Origin of the sequence: Paenibacillus piscarius, assembly GCF_022234545.1 — a bacterium.
GTDB classification, from domain to species: Bacteria; Bacillota; Bacilli; order Paenibacillales; family Paenibacillaceae; genus Paenibacillus_AQ; species Paenibacillus_AQ piscarius.
The window spans coordinates 339,993-359,511 of sequence record NZ_JAIEUI010000002.1; the positions used below are offsets into that span (position 1 = coordinate 339,993).

Below are 19,519 nucleotides of genomic sequence, written 5' to 3' on the forward strand. Positions count from 1 at the left end.
CTAAATGTTGTGTTTCTCTCGCTTGTCTTCTGTGTTCTGAACACATCGTACCAGAGTCCCTGAGCCAGGGTCAGTAGAGAAAAAGAGAGTAATGTTGAAAATTGTCGACTTCCAGGACCTGCTCTCTTGTGTCTGTCCGGCATTACGCATAAGATAAAAAACAAAAAGGTTAGTGATCCTGTGCTGCGCTATTACTTGAATATGAACCTGCGATACAAGATAACCATTCTGATCTTCCTGTTGATTACCGCAGTGGCCTGCACGCTGGGCGGCTACTCCTATACGATCTCGAAGCGGCAGATCATCAATAAAGTGAGCAACTCTAACCAGAGCGTGCTGAAGCAGATTGACAGCAATTTGAGCCGGATGCAAAAAACGCTGGCCGACTGGGTCACTGTATTCAGCCTCGCACCGGTGGTTCAGGACACTCTGCGCAGCAACCCCTCAGATTCGGTGAAGATCGAGAACCGGTTCTATAACGGGCCCACCGCGTCTATCATGAACCAGATGCTGGTCACCGGAAGCTTCGATTATCTCGCCCTGTACGGCAGCCTGCAGGAACCGCTGTTTCAGGTCGCCACGGATGACAGCAGCGGTGCGTATAGCTTGGACAAAATCAAGGCAAACAATACTTATAAAGAGTCGGTTGCCTTGAACGGCGCCTCCTACTGGTTCCCCCTGACGGAAGAGAACAATGTTTTCATTCAGAGTAACCGCAACGACAAGCTTGGCATGACCCGGATTATCCGCGATATTGTGAACGGAAACCGCATCGGCTTCGTGTTCGTCGGCATCAATCTGGAGACGATCCGCCGGACCTATCTGACGAATCTGTATGACAAGGATCACGGTATTCTTATCCTGAATGAACAGGGCGCAGAGCTGCTGTCCGCCGGTAAAGAGACCTACAGTCCTGAAGCCGTCGGATACGTTATGAAGCAGGCACGGAACGGCATTACGGCCGGCAACAACATTGTCAATCTCCAGGGAAAAGACACGCTGCTGAATTACAATATCAACGAGGGCGGCTGGATTACGGTCTACAGTGTTCCGCTCAGCTCGCTGACGCAGGAGCTTAATTCCATCAAGTCGGCCGTGCTGGTGATGGTGCTGGCCAGCCTGGTGCTTAGTATACCCCTGCTGATGTTTTTTTCTTCATTCCTGACCGCGCCGATCAAGACGCTGCTGCTGTCGATGCGCCGCTTCCAGAACGGGCAGTTCGACGAGAAGGTCGAGATCAAGTATTGGGATGAGATCGGCCAGTTAAGCCGGGGCTACAACAATATGGTCGGCAATATCAAAGCGCTGGTGGACGATGCCTATCTGCTGAAGCTGAAGGAGCAGGAAGCGGAGCTGAAGGCGCTCCAGTCCCAGATCAACCCCCATTTCCTCTACAACATGCTGGATACGATATTCTGGGAGGCGGAGGCATCCGGGCAGGACAAGATCAGCGAGATGGTGATCAACCTCTCCCGGCTGTTCCGGTTAAGCCTTAATCAGGGGAAAAGCTTCACCAGCGTGGCCAAGGAGAAAGAGCTGATCGAGCTGTATCTGACTTTGCAAAAGATGCGGTTCCAGGAGACGCTGGAGTATGTCATAGATATTCCTGCAGAGCTGCACGACTATGTCATTCTGAAGCTCAGCCTGCAGCCGTTCATCGAGAACGCGCTGATCCATGGGATTGAACGCAAGCGCGGCGGCGGACGGGTCAGCATCAGCGGACAACGCAGCGGAGAGAACCTGATCTTCGTAATTGAGGATAACGGCAGCGGCATGAGCGAAGAGACATTGCAGAAAATTCTCACCATGCCCGATGACACGGATGTGTACACAGCGCGGGATGTGGGCGGATATGCAGTGCAGAATGTGTATGCGCGGCTGAAGCATTTTTATAAAGGGGACTTCGCTCTGAACTATACCAGTGTCCCTGAAGAGGGCACCCGGGTGGAGATTGTTGTTCCGGTGATATTGAATGAAGTGCAGGAATAACTGACTATATAGATTGAACTTGAGAGCTTAAGCATAGGGAAAAGTGGCGGAGGGGAATTTTGGAACTGGAGGAGCGGTAGCGTCCGCCTTTGTATGCGGATTTCCACCGCGAACAGCGGTATACAATCAAGAAATCTGCAGACAACAGCGGCCGGAAGTCCAAACATTCTCTGGAGTCACGGCTATCCCGTAACAGAAAATATACAAGTTCAATTTATATAGTGAACAGAATCGGAGGGAAAGCCCTTGTATAATATGATGATTGTGGATGATGAGGAGCGGGCCCGGGTCGGCATCCGCACCCTGATTGACTGGCAGGCGCACGGGATCAATATTGTTGCCGAGGCCAGAGACGGCCTGGAGGCATTAGAGTTTCTGGGTAAATGGGATGTCGATATCATGCTGACGGATATCCGGATGCCGCAAATGGACGGCCTGGAGTTAATCTCCATCGTCTCCCGGGAGTATCCGCAGATCAAGTCGGTGATTATGAGCGGCTATGATGATTTCGCCTATGCCCAGCAGGCCATCCGTTCCGGGGTCAGCAACTATCTGCTGAAGCCGAGCCGCAGGCAGGAGATTCTGGATACGGTGCTGGCCATCACCGAGCAGATTCAGTCGGAGAAGCTGGAGCTTAGCACCCTGGAGCATCTGCGCCAAGGCTTCCGCGAGAGCCTGCCCCTGCTGAAGGAGAAAACCTTAAGCCAGCTCATCCTGGCCGAGAGTCCCTCCTATCCCCGCCTGCTGGCTAATCTGAAGATGAACAATCTGGTGTTTCCTTATCTGCTGTATGGCGTCATTCTGCTGCGGATTGACAACTTCCAGCAGCTTCATCAGAAATACCAGCATGAGGATACGGAGCTGCTGAAGTACGGGTTGAAGAATATTTGCGAGGAATCGCTGCCGGCGGAAGTATTGTGTATTGCCTTCGAGCATCAGGACGATATTGTGCTGATTCTGAATATGGACGAGCTGCCGGACCAGGAGGAATTAAGCGGGTATATCCGGATTATTCAGGAGAATATCGCCAGCTTCCTGAGGTTCACCGTATCCGCCGGGATCGGGAGCATCGACAAGAGTATTGAGCATCTGCGCCAGTCGTTCCAGGAGGCCTCCCAGGCCCTGAATACCACCAACTACACCGGCATCGCCAAAATCGTGGAGTACAGCGGCGAATTCGACGCCGACTCCTCCCAGTCCTCCTATCCCCTGCATGAGGAGCAGGAGGTGCTGAAGGCCGTGCGCGGCGGCTCGTCGGAGGATATTGCCGCGAAGCTGACGCAATTCAACGTGGCTCTGCAGCCGGAGACCGTATCCCGGGACCAGGTGATCAAGTCCAGCTTCGCCCTGTTCTTCGCGCTCTATAAATTGTGCATCGAGAACAACGTCAATGTGAACAAGGTGTTCGGACAGAATCTGACCGAGCTGATTCATGTCCTGTCCCGCTCCAGCCTGGATAATCTGTTCCAGTCGCTGCTGGAGACAGCAGAGCGGGTCAGCGAGCATCTGACCTCGAAGAAGAACAGCAACAAGCTGCTGGAAGCGGCCAAGAGCTATATCGGCGAGCACTTCATGAAGGATATCAACCGCGAGATTGTCGCCAGGGAAATCTATATCACTCCTGGCTACTTAAGCCTGCTGTTCAAGCAGCAGCTTAAGATCAGCTTCATCGACTATCTGCACAAGGTCCGCATCGAGCACGCCTGCCAGCTTTTCAAAGACCCCGGGATGCGGATCGAGGACATCGCCCTCCAGTCCGGGTACAACGACACGAAATACTTCTATCAAGTATTCAAAAAGTATAAAGGCGTTACGCCCAACCAGTTCCGCAGCAATACGGAGTAATGGATAACAGTTCATACGGCCCGCCCCGCTCTCTGCACCGGATGCTTCATATGGGTGCAGGGGCTTGTGGCGGGTTTGTTTGGGTTGAGCTTTTTGAAGGTCATGGTCACAATCCGGCTGCGTCATCCGTTGTACTCATTGAAAGGGGGGAGAAGCTTGGACAATGAAACCATACACAGACTGATCAACAAGGTGCTTGGCGGCGACATCGATGAGTTTGAGCAGATCCTGCTCCATTACCAGAAGCCGATTATTCTCTACTGCTATCATATGCTCGGCGCCTATCCTGAAGCTGAGGACAGTGCGCAGGAGATTTTCCTTAAGGCATACCGTTCCTTGTCGTCCTACGATACCAAGGTGCCTTTTCCGGCCTGGCTGTACAAGATCGCTTACCACCAGTGCATTGATGTGCTCCGCAGACGGAAGCTTAGCGGGGTGCTGAACCTCTTTTATCAGGATGAGAAGCAGTACCGGCCGGTGGATCAGCAGATTGAAGCGATGTACCCGGATGAGAAGGTGCAGCGCACAATGGCGATGCTGTCGGCGGAGGAGCGGAATCTGCTGATTCTGCGCAGTGTGGAGGAGATGAGCTATCAGGATATCAGCCTGATTCTTCATCAGAGCAGTACAAGGCTGCGCAAAAAATATGAACGGAGCGCCAAAAAATTCCGCAAATACTATGCTGATGCGAAAGGGGAAGATCATTATGCTGCCTTACGAAGAAACGGAATTGAAAGAAATCCTTCTTAAGACCAAGGTGGGAGAAGTCGATTTGCATAGCCGTGTCATGCGGCAGCTATATACGGAAAGAAATCGAAAGGAGAGATTCTTCATGAAATACAAGGTCGGGGTGCTGGTGATGACCGGATTGCTGATCACCGCATCTTCAGGGTTCGCCGCTGTCCACTATCAGAGTCTAAATAATAAGCAAGGGGAGGTTACACTTCAGGTGAAGCCTGCCGTATCATTCCCTAAGGTACAGGAGGAAGAAATCCAGCGGCTTGATTACAGCCGTGAACTGGGAGAGCAATTGCTGGCTGAAGGCATGGCGGCGATCTTCTACGTCCTCCCCCACAACCCGGAAGGCGTGACAGATACCCGGTCGAAGCCAGTTCTGTATAGCGATCTTTCGGCGTTGCAGGCTAAGCTAGCGGGGCAAAAGGTAGCACTGGCAACGGAGATAGGGGACGGGTACGCTTTTGAAAATGCTTCAGTCTATTTCCAGCCGGTAAATCTGCTCCATCCTCCGGCAGCGGAGGAAGCGGCAGCAACAGCGGAGAAGCTGCGCCAGCAGGCTGAGCAATCGGGCAAGGATTATGCTATGCTGCCGGTTGAGCTGTCTGATCAGATGCAGAGCCTTACAGCCAACTACCGCAAAGGTGATCAGGAAGTCACTGTACACATCAGCAGAACTAACGGCCCGATGACACAATACGTGGATGAACAAGTCAGCTTCACCGCAGAGAAATTGACCGTCTCCGGTAAGGAGATGCTCTACACCCGTTATGCAGGCGGCAACAGCCTGGCATGGTCAACGGAGATTCCGGGCAGCCGGGAGCTGATCCACTATGAGATCAATGACATGAGCGGCCAGTTCTTCACCAAGGAAGAGATGGTGAAGCTGGCGGAGGGATGGTTAAATTAAAGTGGATTTCGCTGGAATGAGGTGCACTTGTGCACCTCATTGGCTCGATTGGGCCGCATTCGGTAGATTCAGGTGTGCTAGTGCTCCTCATTGGCTCGGACGGGCCGCTGTCGCTAGATTCGGGTGCACTTCTGCTCCTCATTGGCTCGATTAGGCCGCAGTCGGCAGATTCGGGTGTACTTCTGCACCTCACGAAGCGCATCCAGGCTAATTGTGTTCGGTTTTTAACATACATTTGCTCCATGCGCCGCATCCAGTCCAATTGTGTTCGGTTTTTAACATACATTTTGGTCCACCAGCCGCATCCAGTCCAATTGTGTTCGGTTTTTGACATTTGCTCCACGCGCCGCTCCCAGTCCAATTGTGTTCGGTTTTTAACATACATTTGGTTCACGCGGGCAACCAGTCCCATTCTGTTCGGTTTTTAACATACATTTGCTCCATGCGCCGCTCCCAGACTAATTGTGTTCGATTTTTAATATACATTTTGCTTCACACGCCGCTCCCAGTCTAATTGTGTTCGGTTTTTAACATACATTTGCTCCATGCGCCGCTCCCAGCCCAATTGTGTTCGGTTTTTAACATACATTTGGCTCACGCGCCGCATCCAGTCCAATTGTGTTCGGTTTTTAACATACATTTGCTTCACGCGCCGCATCCAGCCCAATTGTGTTCGGTTTTTAACATACATTTTGGTCTATGAACCTTGAAAGGCCAGCAGCCACTCCAAAGGAGAAGCTGCTGGCCTGCTTGTATGATGTGGCTAAGAAGCCGATGCTGTGCTATTGCACCGGAATGTTGATCTCTCCCCCACCAGATGTCAGCACAATAATACGCCCTCCATCAAACTTAACCTTCAGCAAGGCTTCAGGGGTCTGCTCCAGCACCAGGCCGGGCGACCTTGCCCCGTCTGCCGGCAGCGCAGCTGAGGGGTCGCCGTATACCGCAGAGGCCAGCCAGTGAACTCCAGGCTCCAGCGATGCCGTCAAGGTAGGCAGCACGGTCCGGGGATGAAGCAGGTTCGTGTTGGCATTCGGCCAGATCAGATGAGCCTTCGTATAGCCCTTCAGCCCCCTGATGGCGCTTGTGCCCCATGGGGTCGCTGCCGCCGCCTTCAACTCATCCAGTTGCTGCACCAGCTCCGTCTCCTGCCCCAGCGCGAAGCCGCCCTCGGCAACATCTAGCGCCCGGCCCGTCTCAATCCGGTGAATACGGATATGCCAGGGCAAGCCGGCCACGATCCATGTACTGACCTCAACGTTGGCCCAAGGCTGCCAGACGGAGCGCAGAACATTGTCGATGATCTCCGTCTCCCGGTTCCGGCGGCGCACCCGGTACAGATTGTCCCCGCCTTCGCTTAGCGCCAGCATGGAATCAAAGGCTCCTTGCGATAATCCCCATTCAGCCCGCGGCACACTGAAGCCGAAGCCCGTGGAATAAACAAATTTCTCGTATTTGGCCGAGGTATGAGTATGCTCGTTGGTGTATAGATGCCCGCTGTTGAAGGCTGCGATATGCCCGGAAGCCGGCTCGCGGACCAGGACCAGATGCGGCGGGTTCTGCACCATCACCGCAGGCAGCTCCGGCATCGGCAGCTCCGCTTCATTCCAGAACGGATGCTCTGCGCTGAGCGCCAGCGGCAGGAAGGTCTTAAACGCCCAATATGGTGAGCCTGGCGAATTGTAATTCTCGGCCATGACCAGATTCGGGTACGTATAGCCGACGGTCAGCACGCCTGTGGCATCGAAGATCGGCTGGCTGAACCACCAGCGCAGATTGCGCAGCACGATGCCCTTGACTACACCGGCCGGAATGCCTTCAACTCCCGCATAGGCGAAGGCGCTCCAGAATGCGGACTGGGCGAACCGGTAGGCAAGGCTCCGTCCATATGGCAGCGCAGCGCCATCCGGCGCGAACCAGCCCATGAACCCGGCGGCGAACAGCCGGGCACGTTCCTTGAACCTGCGGGAGCGTTCAGGGTCATCATGCTCCATCAGCTTGGCGTACATCAGTGAATAATAATGGATAGCAAAAGGGCCGTAATAATCGCAGTGGCCGTCAATGCCGTCGCTGTACCAGCCCTCCCCCAGATAGAAGGCATCCATCCGCTGCAGGTTGTTCTCCAGTTGAACAGCATCATATGGCTGGCCGATATGCCGGAACCCGATATTGACCAGCACGTTGAAGAACAGCCAATTGCAGTCATAACAAGGATGGCTGTTAATCTGGTTCAGCCATCGATAGAGATGCTCCTGCTCCTTGGGAGTGAGCGGAGCCCAGATATGCTCCGGCGCACTGGCAAGCGCGAAGCCGAAGGCGGCCATCTCTACCAGCCGCTGGTCGTAGTCCTGCACCTCTCCCCAGTACTCTTCATGCTCAGGATCAGTCCCATGCCGGATGCCGTCCAGCACGGAGGCCCATAAGTCACTCTCCCCGCCTCCGCTGAGCAATGGAATCAATCCCCACAGCACCCGGGAGAAGCCTTCCATACCGGCAATCGCTGCCGGATAACTCGCTCCCGCAGCGCCAACTTCCAGTCTCGCGCCTCCACTGCTGTAGAATGGGCGGAGCGGCCCCGTAAGCTGTCCCAGCGCTGTCCGCAGGTCTTCCCGGGTCTTCAGCGGATTGTCAGCAATCGGTAACCGCCGCTGCGGCAATGATGCATTAGCATTCATACTCATCATCCCTCCTACTCCCAATAGAACGGCCCGGCGTCTCTGATCCGCGCCAGCGCCTCGACATAGAAGAAATCACCGTAGATCAGCGGAACATCGATGTTCCGGTTCTCCGGGTAGTTGCTGGTGCCGTGAAGCAGCAGCCCTTCCTCCCCGTCATCGTCCCAGGTGCCGTAATTGCGGTAGAGGGACTCGGTGATGCTAAGGGCGGCGTTCCGGTAGACATGTGCTTCGGACGCCTCCACCTGACTGGCCAGCAGCAGCAGGCCGCTGGCCGCGCAGGAGCCGGCAGAGGTATCGCGGATCTCCCCTACTGCTCCCGGTGCGCGGAAATCCCAATGCGGTACATGGTCCTCGGGCAGACGGGTGATGAAGAAATGAGCGACCTGCTTGGAAGCATCCAGGTAGCTCTGTTTGCCGGTATGATGATAGGCCAGTGCCAGCCCGTAGAGCGCCCAGGCCGACCCGCGTGACCAGGCCGATTCCGGCGCGTAGCCCTGCCCGCCGCGCTTCTCCAGCACTTCGCCGGTCTCCGGGTCGAAGTTGACAATATGATAGACCGAGCCGTCCGGCCGGATGAAATGCTCCAGCACCGTATCCATATGCGCCTCGGCAACATGCCGGTAACGCGGGTCCCCGCTTACCGCCGAAGCCCAGAACAGCAGGCTTGTATTCATGCTGCAATCTATAATAGCCACTCCGCTGTTATCCTCGCCTTCGTGCCAGGGATTCCAGGCCCGGATATACCGGCCCTTCAGGTTGAAGCGGGCGGCCAGATGGCTTGCCGCCTTCAGCCCACGGATGCGCGAAGCTTCCGCGCCCGTCAGCTTGTAGTTGGCTACGCTGGTCAGCAGCCACATGAAGCCCAGGTCATGGTCCAGCTTCCCATAACCGTCCAGTACCTCATCCAGCTGCTGCTCGCAGTCCTCGGCAATGGCCTTTAAGCCGCCGTCCCCGGCCCCGCTCCCGGCATAGAGCTGCCAGAGCATTCCCGGCCAGAAGCCGGCGGTCCACCAGCTTGGGACCTCCAGCACATACTTGCCTCCCTGGCTGGCGTGCGGGAAGGCTGCACCGATCCGCTGGCTGTTCCGCTTGGTTTTGGCCAGCGCCTGGTTCCAGGCTTCTTCTACCCATTCCTGCTGTGTCATTCCGTTCATCATCCAATCCCGCCTTTGTCACAAATATTCGGCTCTACGGCCGTTCACCTGTCTACAGAAATTGAAACGTAAATCTTAGCACACCCTCTGCCTCCGGCCGCAGAACGTGGAAATCAAGACTATGCCACGGCGTCTCCCGGCCGTAATGATTGTTGTATACATGAGCATTGATCTCAAGCTGCACCAGTTGCGGGTCATAGGCAACCACAGCGCCGTTACCCGCTGTCTCCCCGGGCAGCAGCACGCTACCGGGATGAAGCAGCTCCGGCCTGCGCCAGGTGACGAACCGCTCCGTCCAGCTTGCTGGTGTCCCATCATACTGCCAGGTGTCGGTCAGCTCCAGTCTTGGCCGCTCTTCCTTATGCCAGATCAGCGAACGCACCAGGGACTTCAGCCCGCTGACCGGATACGCCCCGGCCAGCTCTAGCGTCAGCTCATCCCGCTCTTCCTCCGCCGAAGCATGAAGCACCACAACGCGGAACTCACGCCCGGCACCCTGATACTGGCCGTCAATGACCGGCACCGAATGGCCCTGCGAACCATTACAGTCATATCCGTAACGTCCCGCGCCGAAATAATCGGCCGTATACTCCCCGCAGCCCAGATCGGCTGCGAAGATCTCGCCCCGGCCGCTCAGAATGAATTGGCCGAGATCATTGTGGTTGTGCGGCTCGTCGTTATGCCCGCCCTTGGCGGCGAAGCCGAAGGCCCCGGCTGCGGACACATGCCGCGACACCAGCCAGGCGGCGTCGGGCAAATAACGGCTGCCTGCCTCCCATGCCTCTTTCTCCTTACCCGCTCTCACCCAGAGCAGGTTGCGGAGCGCCGGGGCGAAGCGGCTGCAATGGTCCTCCGTGAACGGAGCGCGCAGCCCAGACGGCGGACGCAGCACACCGTCACAGGCTTCGGTCAAATAATGGGACAGGCCCATATGTACCTTCACCCGGGGCTGCGAATCCGAGAAATTGGCCACATAGCTGCCGTCAATGAAGCATTGCTGTTGGAAGCGGGCGATCCGCGCCACCTTTTCCTGCTTGAACCAGTCTAATCTGCCCCTGCTTCTTGCGCGAAGCAAGTCACTGTAATACGTGAAATAGCCAAAGCCGTAATTCCAGTAGCCCAATCCCTCCTGACACGCGCCGTCATCCCCGAAGCCTTGCAGATAATAATTCATACTGCTCTCTGTCTTCGTCAGAATATCTGCCAGCATGGAGTCATCCTCCACAAGCAGCAGGGCAGCAGCCCCAACCGAACCTGCGCAGACAGCCGCCCAATTATGTGTAGAGGTCTCCCAGAAATAAGGACCATGCGCAAGGAACGGCCGGAAAATACGCTTCTGCACCTCTTGGCGTATCCGGTCCTTAAGCAGCGGGGCAAGCCGGTCTCCAAGCAGCACCAGGATCTCACTTAAGGCAAAGCCCGTCTCCGCAGAGAACAGGTCAATATGCCGGTCAATCCCGGACGCCTCCGGTGCTGCGGGCAGATGGGCGGGAACGCACCAGGTATATTCATCGCAAATGGCCCAGACAATGTCACCCAGCTTCTCCAGCCAGTCTGCCCGCTCCGGCTCCAGCAGGCTCAAGAGTGCAAACGTATTCAATCTTCTCCGCCGGTCAAAATAGAGCCGTTCATACTCCAGCCGCGAGCCGGTCCGCGCATATAGGGTAAAGGTGCTGTATGTCAGTACCGGAATAGGCTGCCCGTCCAGCCTGCGCGCTTCCGCACGGATCTCTTCGATGTCTGCCTGCAAGGCTCCCGAAGCCAATGCTCCGGTCCAAAAAGCCGCCCCATCCCCCTGCGGATAATATAGACTTAAGTCAGCGGGTTTCATATCCTCTACGATGGCCATAAGCTCCTGCTTGTTCACGCTGATCTTCCTCCAATCCATGCATTTCTATCTCTAGTGTATTGTGATATTATTGCAATGTCTTTGCGAATATTAACGATTTATTGCGAATATTGCGTTCTACAGAAAGAGAGGAAGCGGCCATGAAGCATAACCGGTATTACGAGAAATTCGACGGCGATATTCTGGCCGGCATCGGCAATTCCCCGATCTCGCCGACCCGGGATTTCCACATCCATGACCACTATGAAATCTTCCTGTTCCTCGGCGGCAGCGTGAACGGCTTCGTGGACCAGTACAGCTATCCGTTGCAGCGGGGCAACGTCCTGCTGTTCAATAATCACGAGATTCACAAGATTATCAACCGCACAGGCCAGCCTTATGAGCGGCTCACAATTCATTTCAAGGCCCCGCTGGTCTATCCGTTCTGTACGGCGACCACGAATTTGCTCGCGTGCTTCCAGAACCGCCAGCCGGGAGAAAATAATCTGGCGCAGATGGAGGAGCCGCTGCTCACGGAGTATACCAAGCTGGCCTCCCTGCTAATCTCTGCCCTGGAGAACAAGCAGTACGGCAGCGAGGTGCTGGCGCTAACCTATTTGATCCAGCTCCTGGTCATGGTCAACGAGCTGTACAGCCGCACCCGTTCTGCCGTGCCCAGCCTCATCTCTCCCCACATCCAGTCGGCCATGAGCTATATCGATAACCACCTGCACCTGAAGCTAACGCTGGAGCATATCGCGGGCGAGCTGAACCTGGACAAATATTATCTCAGCCATCTGTTCAAGCAGCAGACCGGGGGCACCCTCTACCGTTATGTCCTGCTCAAAAAAATCGCCTTAGCCAAGCAGCTCCTGTCCACCGGAACCTCCGTGTCCGATACCTGCTATCTGTCCGGCTTCAACGATTATGCCAATTTCATCCGCACGTTCAAGAACATCACAGGTATCCCGCCGGGTAGATATGGAAAGTAAAGACGGCAACGCCCCCTCAGCAGCACTGCCGTCCTTGTATCCGAACTAATGATCATGATGTATTGGGATTAGCCGTGACTCCGCCACTTTTCCCTTAACTCAAGTTTTTAAGTTCAAACCTACCTGCCCCGGCCCTCCTTATACTCGCTCGGACTAACGCCCGTGTATTCCTTGAACACCTTGGAGAAATAATGCTGGTCGGCGAAGGCCAGCGCCTCCGACAGCTCCTTGACCTTCAGCTCAGGTCTGGCCGCGATCAGCCGGCAGGCCTCGGTAATCTTGAGCTGCATATAGAAATGCACGAAGGTCCGCTGCGAATGCCGTTTGAAGATCCGGCTGACATAGGACGGGCTGACATGGAACTGTAGCGCCACCTCTGTTATGGAGAGCTGGGAGTACAGATGCTGCTGCAAATATTGCTCCAGCTGCCGGAACAGCTCCTCGCTGCTCTTAGGCCGCTGCTCTGAAGCGGCCAACACCTCCGGCAATCCCTTCCTGCCGCCCCCTTGCACCTCCAGATGGGCGACCAGCCGCTGCATCACTTCAGCAAGCTGCTGCCGCTCCACCGGCTTCAGCAGATAATCAAATACCTGCAGGTTCAGCGCCTTACGCGTATACTCGAAGTCGCTGTAGCCGCTGATCAGCACCGCCTTAAGCGCCGGATTCACCTCACGGCACTGCCCGATCAGCGCCAGTCCGTCCAGCTTAGGCATGCGGATATCGGTCAGCAGGATATCCACCGGATGTGCGCGGATGTATTCCAGTGCATCCAATCCGTTCGATGCCGTGAAGGCAATCTGCACAGGCAGCTCCGTGGAGTGCATAAGGACCTCAATATTCCGCAGAATCGGCTTGCTGTCTTCTGCAATAACAGCGGTATACATGGCTGTCCCTCCCGGTTCTAGTAGAAGTCTTTGCTCATGGATGCGATAATCTGGACCGTGGCTCCTTTTTCCTCGTCAGAGTGGTTATAGATGTTGAAGAACAGCCGGTTCCGGTACATCAGCTTGAGCCGGTTCACCGTGTTCACAATCCCCATGTTGCCGATCCCGGAAGTGTGATGCTGAAGCTCGTACACCCCGGAATCCGATTCCTGAATATGATCAAGAATGTCCCTGATTCTACCCGGCGCGAAGCCCTCCCCGTTATCCCGGATCTCAATGGCCCACAGGCCGTTGTACACCTTCACCCGCACCTGGATTCTCCAAGGAGGGTCTGTATTCCTGAACGCATGTTCAATACAATTCTCCACGAACGGCTGAAGGACCAGCCGGGGCAGCTCAATCCCGTCAAAACCTTCATCCGCATCGATCTCCCACTCCAGGTCATCCTCGAAGTTATGCTGAATCAGCGACAAATAGTGCTGGGTATGCTTCAGCTCCTCGGTCAATGTGACATGCTGGTAAGGCGAAGAGACTATATAGCGCAGGCTGTCCGAGAGATGCTTGCACATCTCCGTCACCACGTTATTCTTGCCTTCCTGGGCGGCAATACTGATCAGATACAGCACGTTATGAATGAAATGCGGGGCAATCTGGGCCTGTAGTGCGGAATTCCGCGATTTCACTTCTTCGTGCAAGGCCAGCTTTTCCCGTTCGATTGATTCCTGCAGCCGCTCCAGCAGCTCCTGAAAAGCGTCATTTAGCTGGATCAGCTCATTATTGTGGGTACGGGCATCCGTCTTCATGTTCAGGTTGCTGTAATTGATCCGCAGAATCTGGCTGCGCAGCTTGCGGATCGGCAGCAGCAGATTCTTAGTCGAGAAGTATATGAAGATGAACGAGAACAGAATCAGCGCTGTAATCAGCAGAATGGAGATATATTTCACTGAATTGACCGGACCCAGCACCACATTCCTGGGGTTCACGACAACCGTGGTCCAGCCCGTCTCGGCAGACTGGTGATAGGCAACATAATCCTCGCTGCTGCTGAGATAGATTCCGCTGCCGGATGCAGATTTAGAGTAAGGTACTGCGAAGGCAGGGGCCTTCTCACCTTCTGTAAGAACCGGAGAGCTGGCGACCAGCCGCTGCTCCTGATCCATAATATAGACCTTACCGCCGGACACTCCCCCCGCTGCCCGGTTCAGATACCGCGGGTCCAGCCGGACCGCCAGATAGCCGAACACCTGCCCGTTCTGGTTCATAATGGCCCGCACAAAAGAGATCGTATCCGCCCCCTGCCGGTACAACGCGTAACCGCTTGCATTCCAGGTCGCCAGCTTGCCGCTCTCCGCGAGAAACGGCCGAAGGGAGGCCGGGTTGCTGGCATATCCGATGTAAGAGGCAATTCCGTCCCCTTTCAGATCATAGATAATCATATCTTCGATATTGAGGCTTGGTCCGAGCGCCTGGAACATCAGCTCCTTCAGCCTGCGGCTGCGGGTCAGCCCTTCAAGGGTAAGCTGTGAGTAATCCCCGGCGGACAGCAGGGTGAACACCTCTTTGTTCGACAGAATCCGCTGGGACAGCTGGTTCTGGTTGTTGATATAGAGATTAAGCTGATCGCTGACATTGACGGCAGCCAGCTTCATTTCGTCCTCCGTCTTCTCCTTCAGCGGCCGGATAACCATATAATTCACATAGACCAGGAAGCAGCCGAGTACAAACAGCAGCAGCAGCATGAAGGTAAGAAAGAACTTGGTTTGCAGACTGGCCTGAACCCTGCCCTTGCGTAACTTGTCGTAGATGGTAGCCAAGCCGGACCCTCCCTGAACCTTAGGATGCTGCCTACTTTACAACCAATCGGGCCAAAAGACAAGCCGTTCCGCAGTTCAGGATATTACACAGAAAGAGTCAAGCACAAACATGTACCTCAGGTAGTCTGCACTCTATAATCAAACATGCAAGCGGATTCAATCCACACTAAATCACACTACGGGGGCGATCAGATGAGTACCACAAGCAAGAAAATCGCAACGGGCCTGCTGGCCGGAATCATGACCTTGGCATTGGCGGCCTGCGGCTCCGGCAATCCGGGCAAGAACAATGCCGAGGCCACAGACAACGGGGGCGGAGCTAATAGCGGCGGAAGCAGCGGCAAAAAGGTAACCATCGAGCTGGCCATCTCCAAAAGCTCACAGGACTCAGCGTTCGTGGCCCAGGATGTGCTGGATGAGTTCGAGCAGAAAACCAATATCAAAGTAAATCTTCAATTGCTTCCGGCGGAGCAAACCGCCACCGTACTCCAGACCAAGCTGGCGGTCGACGAGGTGCCTGATCTGATTCAATACAATCTCGCCAGTGCCACCACCGACCTTAATCTGGAGCGCAATTTCGAGATTCTGGATAACGAGCCTTGGGTTAGCCGGCTGCTGAACAAGGATGTACTCTCAGCTTACGATCATGTTTACAGCTTCCATTACAGCCAGGATACCGGGATGCAGGGCGTCGTCTATAACAAGGATATTTTTAAAGACCTGGGCCTGGAGATTCCGAAGAATTACGAGGAATTCCTGGCCGTGTGCGAGAAGATCAAGGCCAGCGGAATTACACCGGTCTTCATGCCGTTCAAGGATAACTGGGCGGCGAATATCTGGCCGGCAGCGGCTTTTGCCGATTGGGCAGCCAAGAATGATCCAACGCTGTTCGATGACATTAACGCCGGCCGCAAGAAGTGGTCCGATATCCCTGAATTCGCCACCTTCCTGGAGCAGCAGTATGAGGTCTACAAGAAGGGCTACACCAACACGGACATTCTCAGCGACAGCTACGATATGGCTGTAGGCAAATTCCTGAACAAGGAAACGGCGATGATGTTCATGGGCGACTGGCTGATTGTGAATGTGGCTGAGAAGGACCCGAATGTGCATCTGGGCCTGTTCGCAATTCCGTCTTCAGAGGATGCGAATCTTGGGGCAAGCCCGCTCGGCGGACAGCTGTTCATTCCGAAGAAGGCTAAGCATATGGCCGAAGCGAAGCAGTTCCTGGAGTTCCTCGCCAGCAAGGAGGTCGCCCAGAAGATGGTGGACAGCCAAGGCTCCGTCTCCAACTTCAGCGATGTCACAACACCGAAGCTGCCGGATTACAAGCAGGAGATTGTGGATCAATACATCACCCCGAAGAAAACCACGCTGACCACCGACGCTTACATGATCGTGGACCGCAGCGAGCTGTACCGTCTGCTTCAGGATGAGTTCGCCGGCGGCCTGGACGCCAAGGGAGTACTTAAAGCGTGGGATGAGAAATTCAGCCAGCTCATGAAGGATAAAGGGGTAGAAGGCTTCTAGGAGTGTGAGGACATGAATGTATCCAAAAAGCTATACGCGTATTACTTGATCTGGCCTGCGCTGCTGATCTACTCGATCTTCTTCGTGCTGCCTGCGCTGGCCGGGCTCTACTATTCCTTCACGGACTGGCGGCTGGACCGCGAAGCGATCAAGTTCATCGGCTGGGATAACTTCGAGCGGATCTTCACCGACCGCACCCTGCTGCTCGCCATCAAGAATACGGCCATCTTCGCAGTGGTTACGGTTATCGGCAAAAATCTGCTCGGCATCGCGCTGGCGGTAGGCCTGAACATGCGGCTCAAAACCAGAAACCTGCTGCGGGCGGTCTTCTACTCGCCTTCGATCCTCAGCGTATTGGTAATCAGCATCGTATTCACCCCCATGCTGCGCTCGGATGGGACGATTAACCGCATCTTCGAGGCGGTAGGGCTATCATCATTGAGCCAGGCCTGGCTCACCAATCCGGCAATTGTCATCTGGACCGTTGCCGCCGTCTCCATCTGGCAGCATACCGGCTTCCAGATGGCGATCTATCTGGCCGGACTCCAGTCGATCTCGAAGGAGTACTATGAGGCCGCCACCATTGACGGCGCCGGCTCCTGGCGCAGCTTCCGCAGCATTACTCTGCCGCTGCTGCTCCCTGCCATTAACATCAATCTGATGCTGACGCTGATCGGCGGCCTCAAGGTGTTCTCCGAGGTGTTCGTGCTCACCGGCGGGGGGCCCGGCAATGCCTCCCAGGTGGTCGGCACGATCATCCTCCGCTCCTTCGGCGAAGGAAGCTGGGGGCTGGGTACCGCCGTGAATACGCTGCTGTTCGCTGCCGTAACGATCATTGCCATTCCCCTGCTGATCTTCATGCGGCGCAAGGAGGTGTCCGAATAGTGAGCTTCACACGCAAAATGGCCTGGCGCAACTATATCGTCGAAGGGCTGCTGCTTCTGGCCTCCCTGCTGATTATCCTGCCGCTCCTGATCATGCTGTTCGGCAGCTTCATGACCAGCTCCGAGGTGCTGAAGTTCACGCTTCGGCTCCCGGAGCAATGGCAATTCTCCAATTATGCGGAGGTGTTCCGCGAAGGCGGCCTGGGACGCGCGTTCCTGAACGGGATGCTGATTACCAGCGTCTCCTCCGTGCTGAATATCTTCACCTCCTCGGCAGCCTCGTTCATTCTGGTCCGCCGTGAGACCAAAATGTCTGGCTTCCTGTATATGTTCTTCTTCATGGGCCTGATCGCGCCGATGTCCACGATCACCACGATCCGTGTTGTGCAGTGGATGGGCTTCTACGGCAGCATCACCAGCGTCATCCTGATCTACGCCTCGCTGAATACAGCGTTCAGCGTGTTTCTGTACAGCGGATTCATCCGGTCTATTCCTAAGGCGCTGGATGAGGTCGCTTTTCTGGAGGGGGCCAATACATTCTCGGTGTTCTTCAGAATAGTCACCCCGCTGATCGTCCCGGTCAACGCCACCGTAGCCATTATGGTGTTCATGTCCGTCTGGAACGACATCACCATCCCGCTCTACTTCCTGACCGACAGCTCGGACTGGACGATGCCGCTCTCGGTATACAATTTCTACGGTAAGTATAGCCGGGACTGGAACCTGATCTTCGCGGATTTGGTATTAACCTCTCTTCCCGTGCTAATTCTGTATATCTTCTGCCAAAAGTACATTGTTAGCGGACTTACGGCGGGAGCGGTGAAGGGGTAAGCTTTGCCCTTTTTGTGGCTTTATTGGACATTAGGACTATTCGGGCCGGAGCATTCAGACATAACATACAGCAGACAACCTGATGCGGCATCCGGAAACAAACCGGCGCGCCTGCCCATCCGGTTGTCTGTCCGCCGGGCCCGGGGAGTCCATTAGGCCGAAAGACATGAAAGGGGCTATTTCTATGCATTCGAATAATGTCAATCAATGCAAACAGGCACGTGACGACCTTTTTCCTTATGTCTATGCGCTTTATACAACTGGCTCTAATTCTGGAGCTGTTGCTGTTATTGATCCTACTACCGATAAGATCATCCGACGGATCCCGGGCTTAATAAACCCGACGGCTATGTGTATAGATCCCTCAGGAAAGAATCTGTATGTATTGGATGCCTTCATGTATACAGTCAATATTTATCGAACAAGTGACTTTAGCTTAGTCACTTCCCCAATACGCGTTGGGACTACAAAAAACCCTGGTCCGGTTACTGTATTCGTAGACCCTAGTGGCACAACAGCCTATGTAGCCAACTATACAGAACACAGTGTAACTATAATTGATATTGACAGCTATGAGTATTACACTGAGGATATAGGCACAGGCAAGCCTTTCGCCTTTGCAAGCACTGACAATTCCGGTTTTGCTTCCAATTCTAACTTTGTTGCCTGCAAGGGTGACAATTTCACCGATTCTGTTGTCGACATTGAAGCTGGTGGTGTAATTATAGAGACTCTTGAAACCAGTGACTATAGCTTTGACGTAACTCATAACCCCTTGGCTGCTTACCCAATCGACATTGCCCAGGGTTCAATCATTCTGGCTGCATTTGGGTTGACTGGATCCCTTATCAACCTGGTGTATGACGTTCCTGGCACGCCAAACTCGATAAGCTTGCTAGACAATACAGTATCCGGGGTCTCGCTAGATAACAAATGGTTATTCTGCACCGTAGATGACAGAAACTATCTGAAATTATTTAAGAACCTGGCCATTGATTCTGATGGAAACATTACTTACGATAGTTTCAAAGAAATTGCCAGCTACAGAGGCCAGGATATCATCCGCACTTCGCAGACTCAAAAGTATGTTTGCGTCACCATTCTACCCACATATTATCCGGTAGGAGGTCTGCAGATCATTGATGTAGATAGTCTAAGTTCCAAATTTGTTGAGCTTAACAATGTCGGCGATATGACCATCTTCTCAGATACCAAGGCCTACGTGAGCGAGATCAACACGATTCGTCCGATTGATCTGGCAACGGCAACGGCTCTACCTGCTATCGACATCGGGATAAGCAACAGCTACGTCAAGAAAATCATTTCCGGGTATAGCAATCAATCTTCCTAATGCCTATGTAATCGAAGCATTGAGCTGTCTCTTTAAGTCGAAATAGACTTGGAGCAGCTCTTTTTTTGTGGACTTATCAGACCTTCTGGCGGTT

At 54.4% G+C, this 19,519-nt stretch carries 14 protein-coding genes; 9 read left to right on the forward strand and 5 right to left on the reverse strand.

Features of this window, described 5'->3' with window-relative positions; genetic code table 11:
* Positions 1 to 180 precede the first annotated feature (180 nt).
* The 4 genes from K1558_RS05175 (at position 181) to K1558_RS05190 (ending at position 5,479) form a co-directional block, all read left to right on the forward strand.
* On the forward strand, positions 181 to 1,989 hold the full coding sequence (locus K1558_RS05175) for a sensor histidine kinase (RefSeq protein WP_238650327.1): 1,809 nt from the start codon (positions 181 to 183) through the stop codon (positions 1,987 to 1,989).
* A gap of 255 nt (positions 1,990 to 2,244) precedes the next feature.
* A complete protein-coding gene (locus K1558_RS05180) occupies positions 2,245 to 3,834 on the forward strand; it encodes a response regulator (RefSeq protein ID WP_238650497.1) in 1,590 nt (529 codons plus the stop codon).
* Positions 3,835 to 3,990: 156 nt separating this feature from the next.
* A complete protein-coding gene (locus K1558_RS05185) occupies positions 3,991 to 4,584 on the forward strand; it encodes an RNA polymerase sigma factor (RefSeq protein WP_238650328.1) in 594 nt (197 codons plus the stop codon).
* Positions 4,585 to 4,666: 82 nt separating this feature from the next.
* Positions 4,667 to 5,479 (forward strand): hypothetical protein, encoded by an 813-nt coding sequence (locus K1558_RS05190; RefSeq protein WP_238650329.1) that lies wholly within the window; start codon positions 4,667 to 4,669, stop codon positions 5,477 to 5,479.
* 782 nt (positions 5,480 to 6,261) lie between these two features.
* Here the strand turns inward: K1558_RS05190 and K1558_RS05195 are convergent.
* The 3 genes from K1558_RS05195 to K1558_RS05205 are packed head-to-tail and all read right to left on the reverse strand — an operon-like array spanning position 6,262 to position 11,178.
* Entirely contained in the window at positions 6,262 to 8,154 is a 1,893-nt protein-coding gene (locus K1558_RS05195) for a DUF2264 domain-containing protein (RefSeq protein WP_420800406.1), read from the reverse strand.
* 14 nt (positions 8,155 to 8,168) lie between these two features.
* Entirely contained in the window at positions 8,169 to 9,311 is a 1,143-nt protein-coding gene (locus K1558_RS05200) for a YyaL domain-containing protein (RefSeq protein ID WP_238650499.1), read from the reverse strand.
* 52 nt (positions 9,312 to 9,363) lie between these two features.
* Positions 9,364 to 11,178, reverse strand: coding sequence for a heparinase II/III family protein (locus K1558_RS05205; protein ID WP_238650330.1), 1,815 nt, complete (start codon positions 11,176 to 11,178; stop codon positions 9,364 to 9,366).
* A 122-nt stretch (positions 11,179 to 11,300) separates the two neighbouring features.
* Here K1558_RS05205 and K1558_RS05210 point away from each other — a divergent pair, with 122 nt between their 5' ends.
* Positions 11,301 to 12,131 carry a helix-turn-helix domain-containing protein gene (locus tag K1558_RS05210; protein ID WP_238650331.1) on the forward strand — a complete coding sequence of 277 codons (831 nt, stop codon included), beginning with the start codon at positions 11,301 to 11,303 and terminating at the stop codon, positions 12,129 to 12,131.
* 119 nt (positions 12,132 to 12,250) lie between these two features.
* On the opposite strand, the gene K1558_RS05215 is transcribed toward K1558_RS05210, so the two are convergent.
* Entirely contained in the window at positions 12,251 to 13,015 is a 765-nt protein-coding gene (locus tag K1558_RS05215; protein WP_238650332.1) for a response regulator transcription factor, read from the reverse strand.
* Between the two features lie 17 nt (positions 13,016 to 13,032).
* On the reverse strand, positions 13,033 to 14,829 hold the full coding sequence (locus K1558_RS05220; protein ID WP_238650333.1) for a cache domain-containing sensor histidine kinase: 1,797 nt from the start codon (positions 14,827 to 14,829) through the stop codon (positions 13,033 to 13,035).
* 192 nt (positions 14,830 to 15,021) lie between these two features.
* Here K1558_RS05220 and K1558_RS05225 point away from each other — a divergent pair, with 192 nt between their 5' ends.
* The 4 genes from K1558_RS05225 to K1558_RS05240 all read left to right on the forward strand — a co-directional run bounded on the left by K1558_RS05225 (position 15,022) and on the right by K1558_RS05240 (position 19,425).
* Entirely contained in the window at positions 15,022 to 16,359 is a 1,338-nt protein-coding gene (locus K1558_RS05225) for an ABC transporter substrate-binding protein (RefSeq protein ID WP_238650334.1), read from the forward strand.
* Positions 16,360 to 16,371: 12 nt separating this feature from the next.
* Positions 16,372 to 17,244, forward strand: coding sequence for a carbohydrate ABC transporter permease (locus tag K1558_RS05230; protein WP_238650335.1), 873 nt, complete (start codon positions 16,372 to 16,374; stop codon positions 17,242 to 17,244).
* The gene (locus tag K1558_RS05235; RefSeq protein ID WP_238650336.1) at positions 17,244 to 18,074 is read left to right on the forward strand and encodes a carbohydrate ABC transporter permease; all 831 of its coding nucleotides are present in this window, start codon (positions 17,244 to 17,246) and stop codon (positions 18,072 to 18,074) included. The genes K1558_RS05230 and K1558_RS05235 overlap by 1 nt, the downstream gene beginning before the upstream one ends.
* A 184-nt stretch (positions 18,075 to 18,258) precedes the next feature.
* Positions 18,259 to 19,425: a YncE family protein gene (locus K1558_RS05240; RefSeq protein ID WP_238650337.1), complete on the forward strand. Its 1,167-nt coding sequence runs from the start codon at positions 18,259 to 18,261 to the stop codon at positions 19,423 to 19,425.
* Positions 19,426 to 19,519: the final 94 nt, after the last annotated feature.

Excerpts from the sequence above, each read along its gene's own strand:
- K1558_RS05180 (WP_238650497.1), top strand. The coding sequence starts at position 2,245 with ATGATGATTGTGGATGATGAGGAGCGGGCCCGGGTCGGCATCCGCACC.
- K1558_RS05190 (WP_238650329.1), top strand. The coding sequence starts at position 4,667 with ATGAAATACAAGGTCGGGGTGCTGGTGATGACCGGATTGCTGATCACC.
- K1558_RS05195 (WP_420800406.1), bottom strand. The coding sequence starts at position 8,154 with ATGAATGCTAATGCATCATTGCCGCAGCGGCGGTTACCGATTGCTGAC.
- K1558_RS05200 (WP_238650499.1), bottom strand. The coding sequence starts at position 9,311 with ATGAACGGAATGACACAGCAGGAATGGGTAGAAGAAGCCTGGAACCAG.
- K1558_RS05210 (WP_238650331.1), top strand. The coding sequence starts at position 11,301 with ATGAAGCATAACCGGTATTACGAGAAATTCGACGGCGATATTCTGGCC.
- K1558_RS05215 (WP_238650332.1), bottom strand. The coding sequence starts at position 13,015 with ATGTATACCGCTGTTATTGCAGAAGACAGCAAGCCGATTCTGCGGAAT.
- K1558_RS05225 (WP_238650334.1), top strand. The coding sequence starts at position 15,022 with ATGAGTACCACAAGCAAGAAAATCGCAACGGGCCTGCTGGCCGGAATC.
- K1558_RS05230 (WP_238650335.1), top strand. The coding sequence starts at position 16,372 with ATGAATGTATCCAAAAAGCTATACGCGTATTACTTGATCTGGCCTGCG.
- K1558_RS05240 (WP_238650337.1), top strand. The coding sequence starts at position 18,259 with ATGCATTCGAATAATGTCAATCAATGCAAACAGGCACGTGACGACCTT.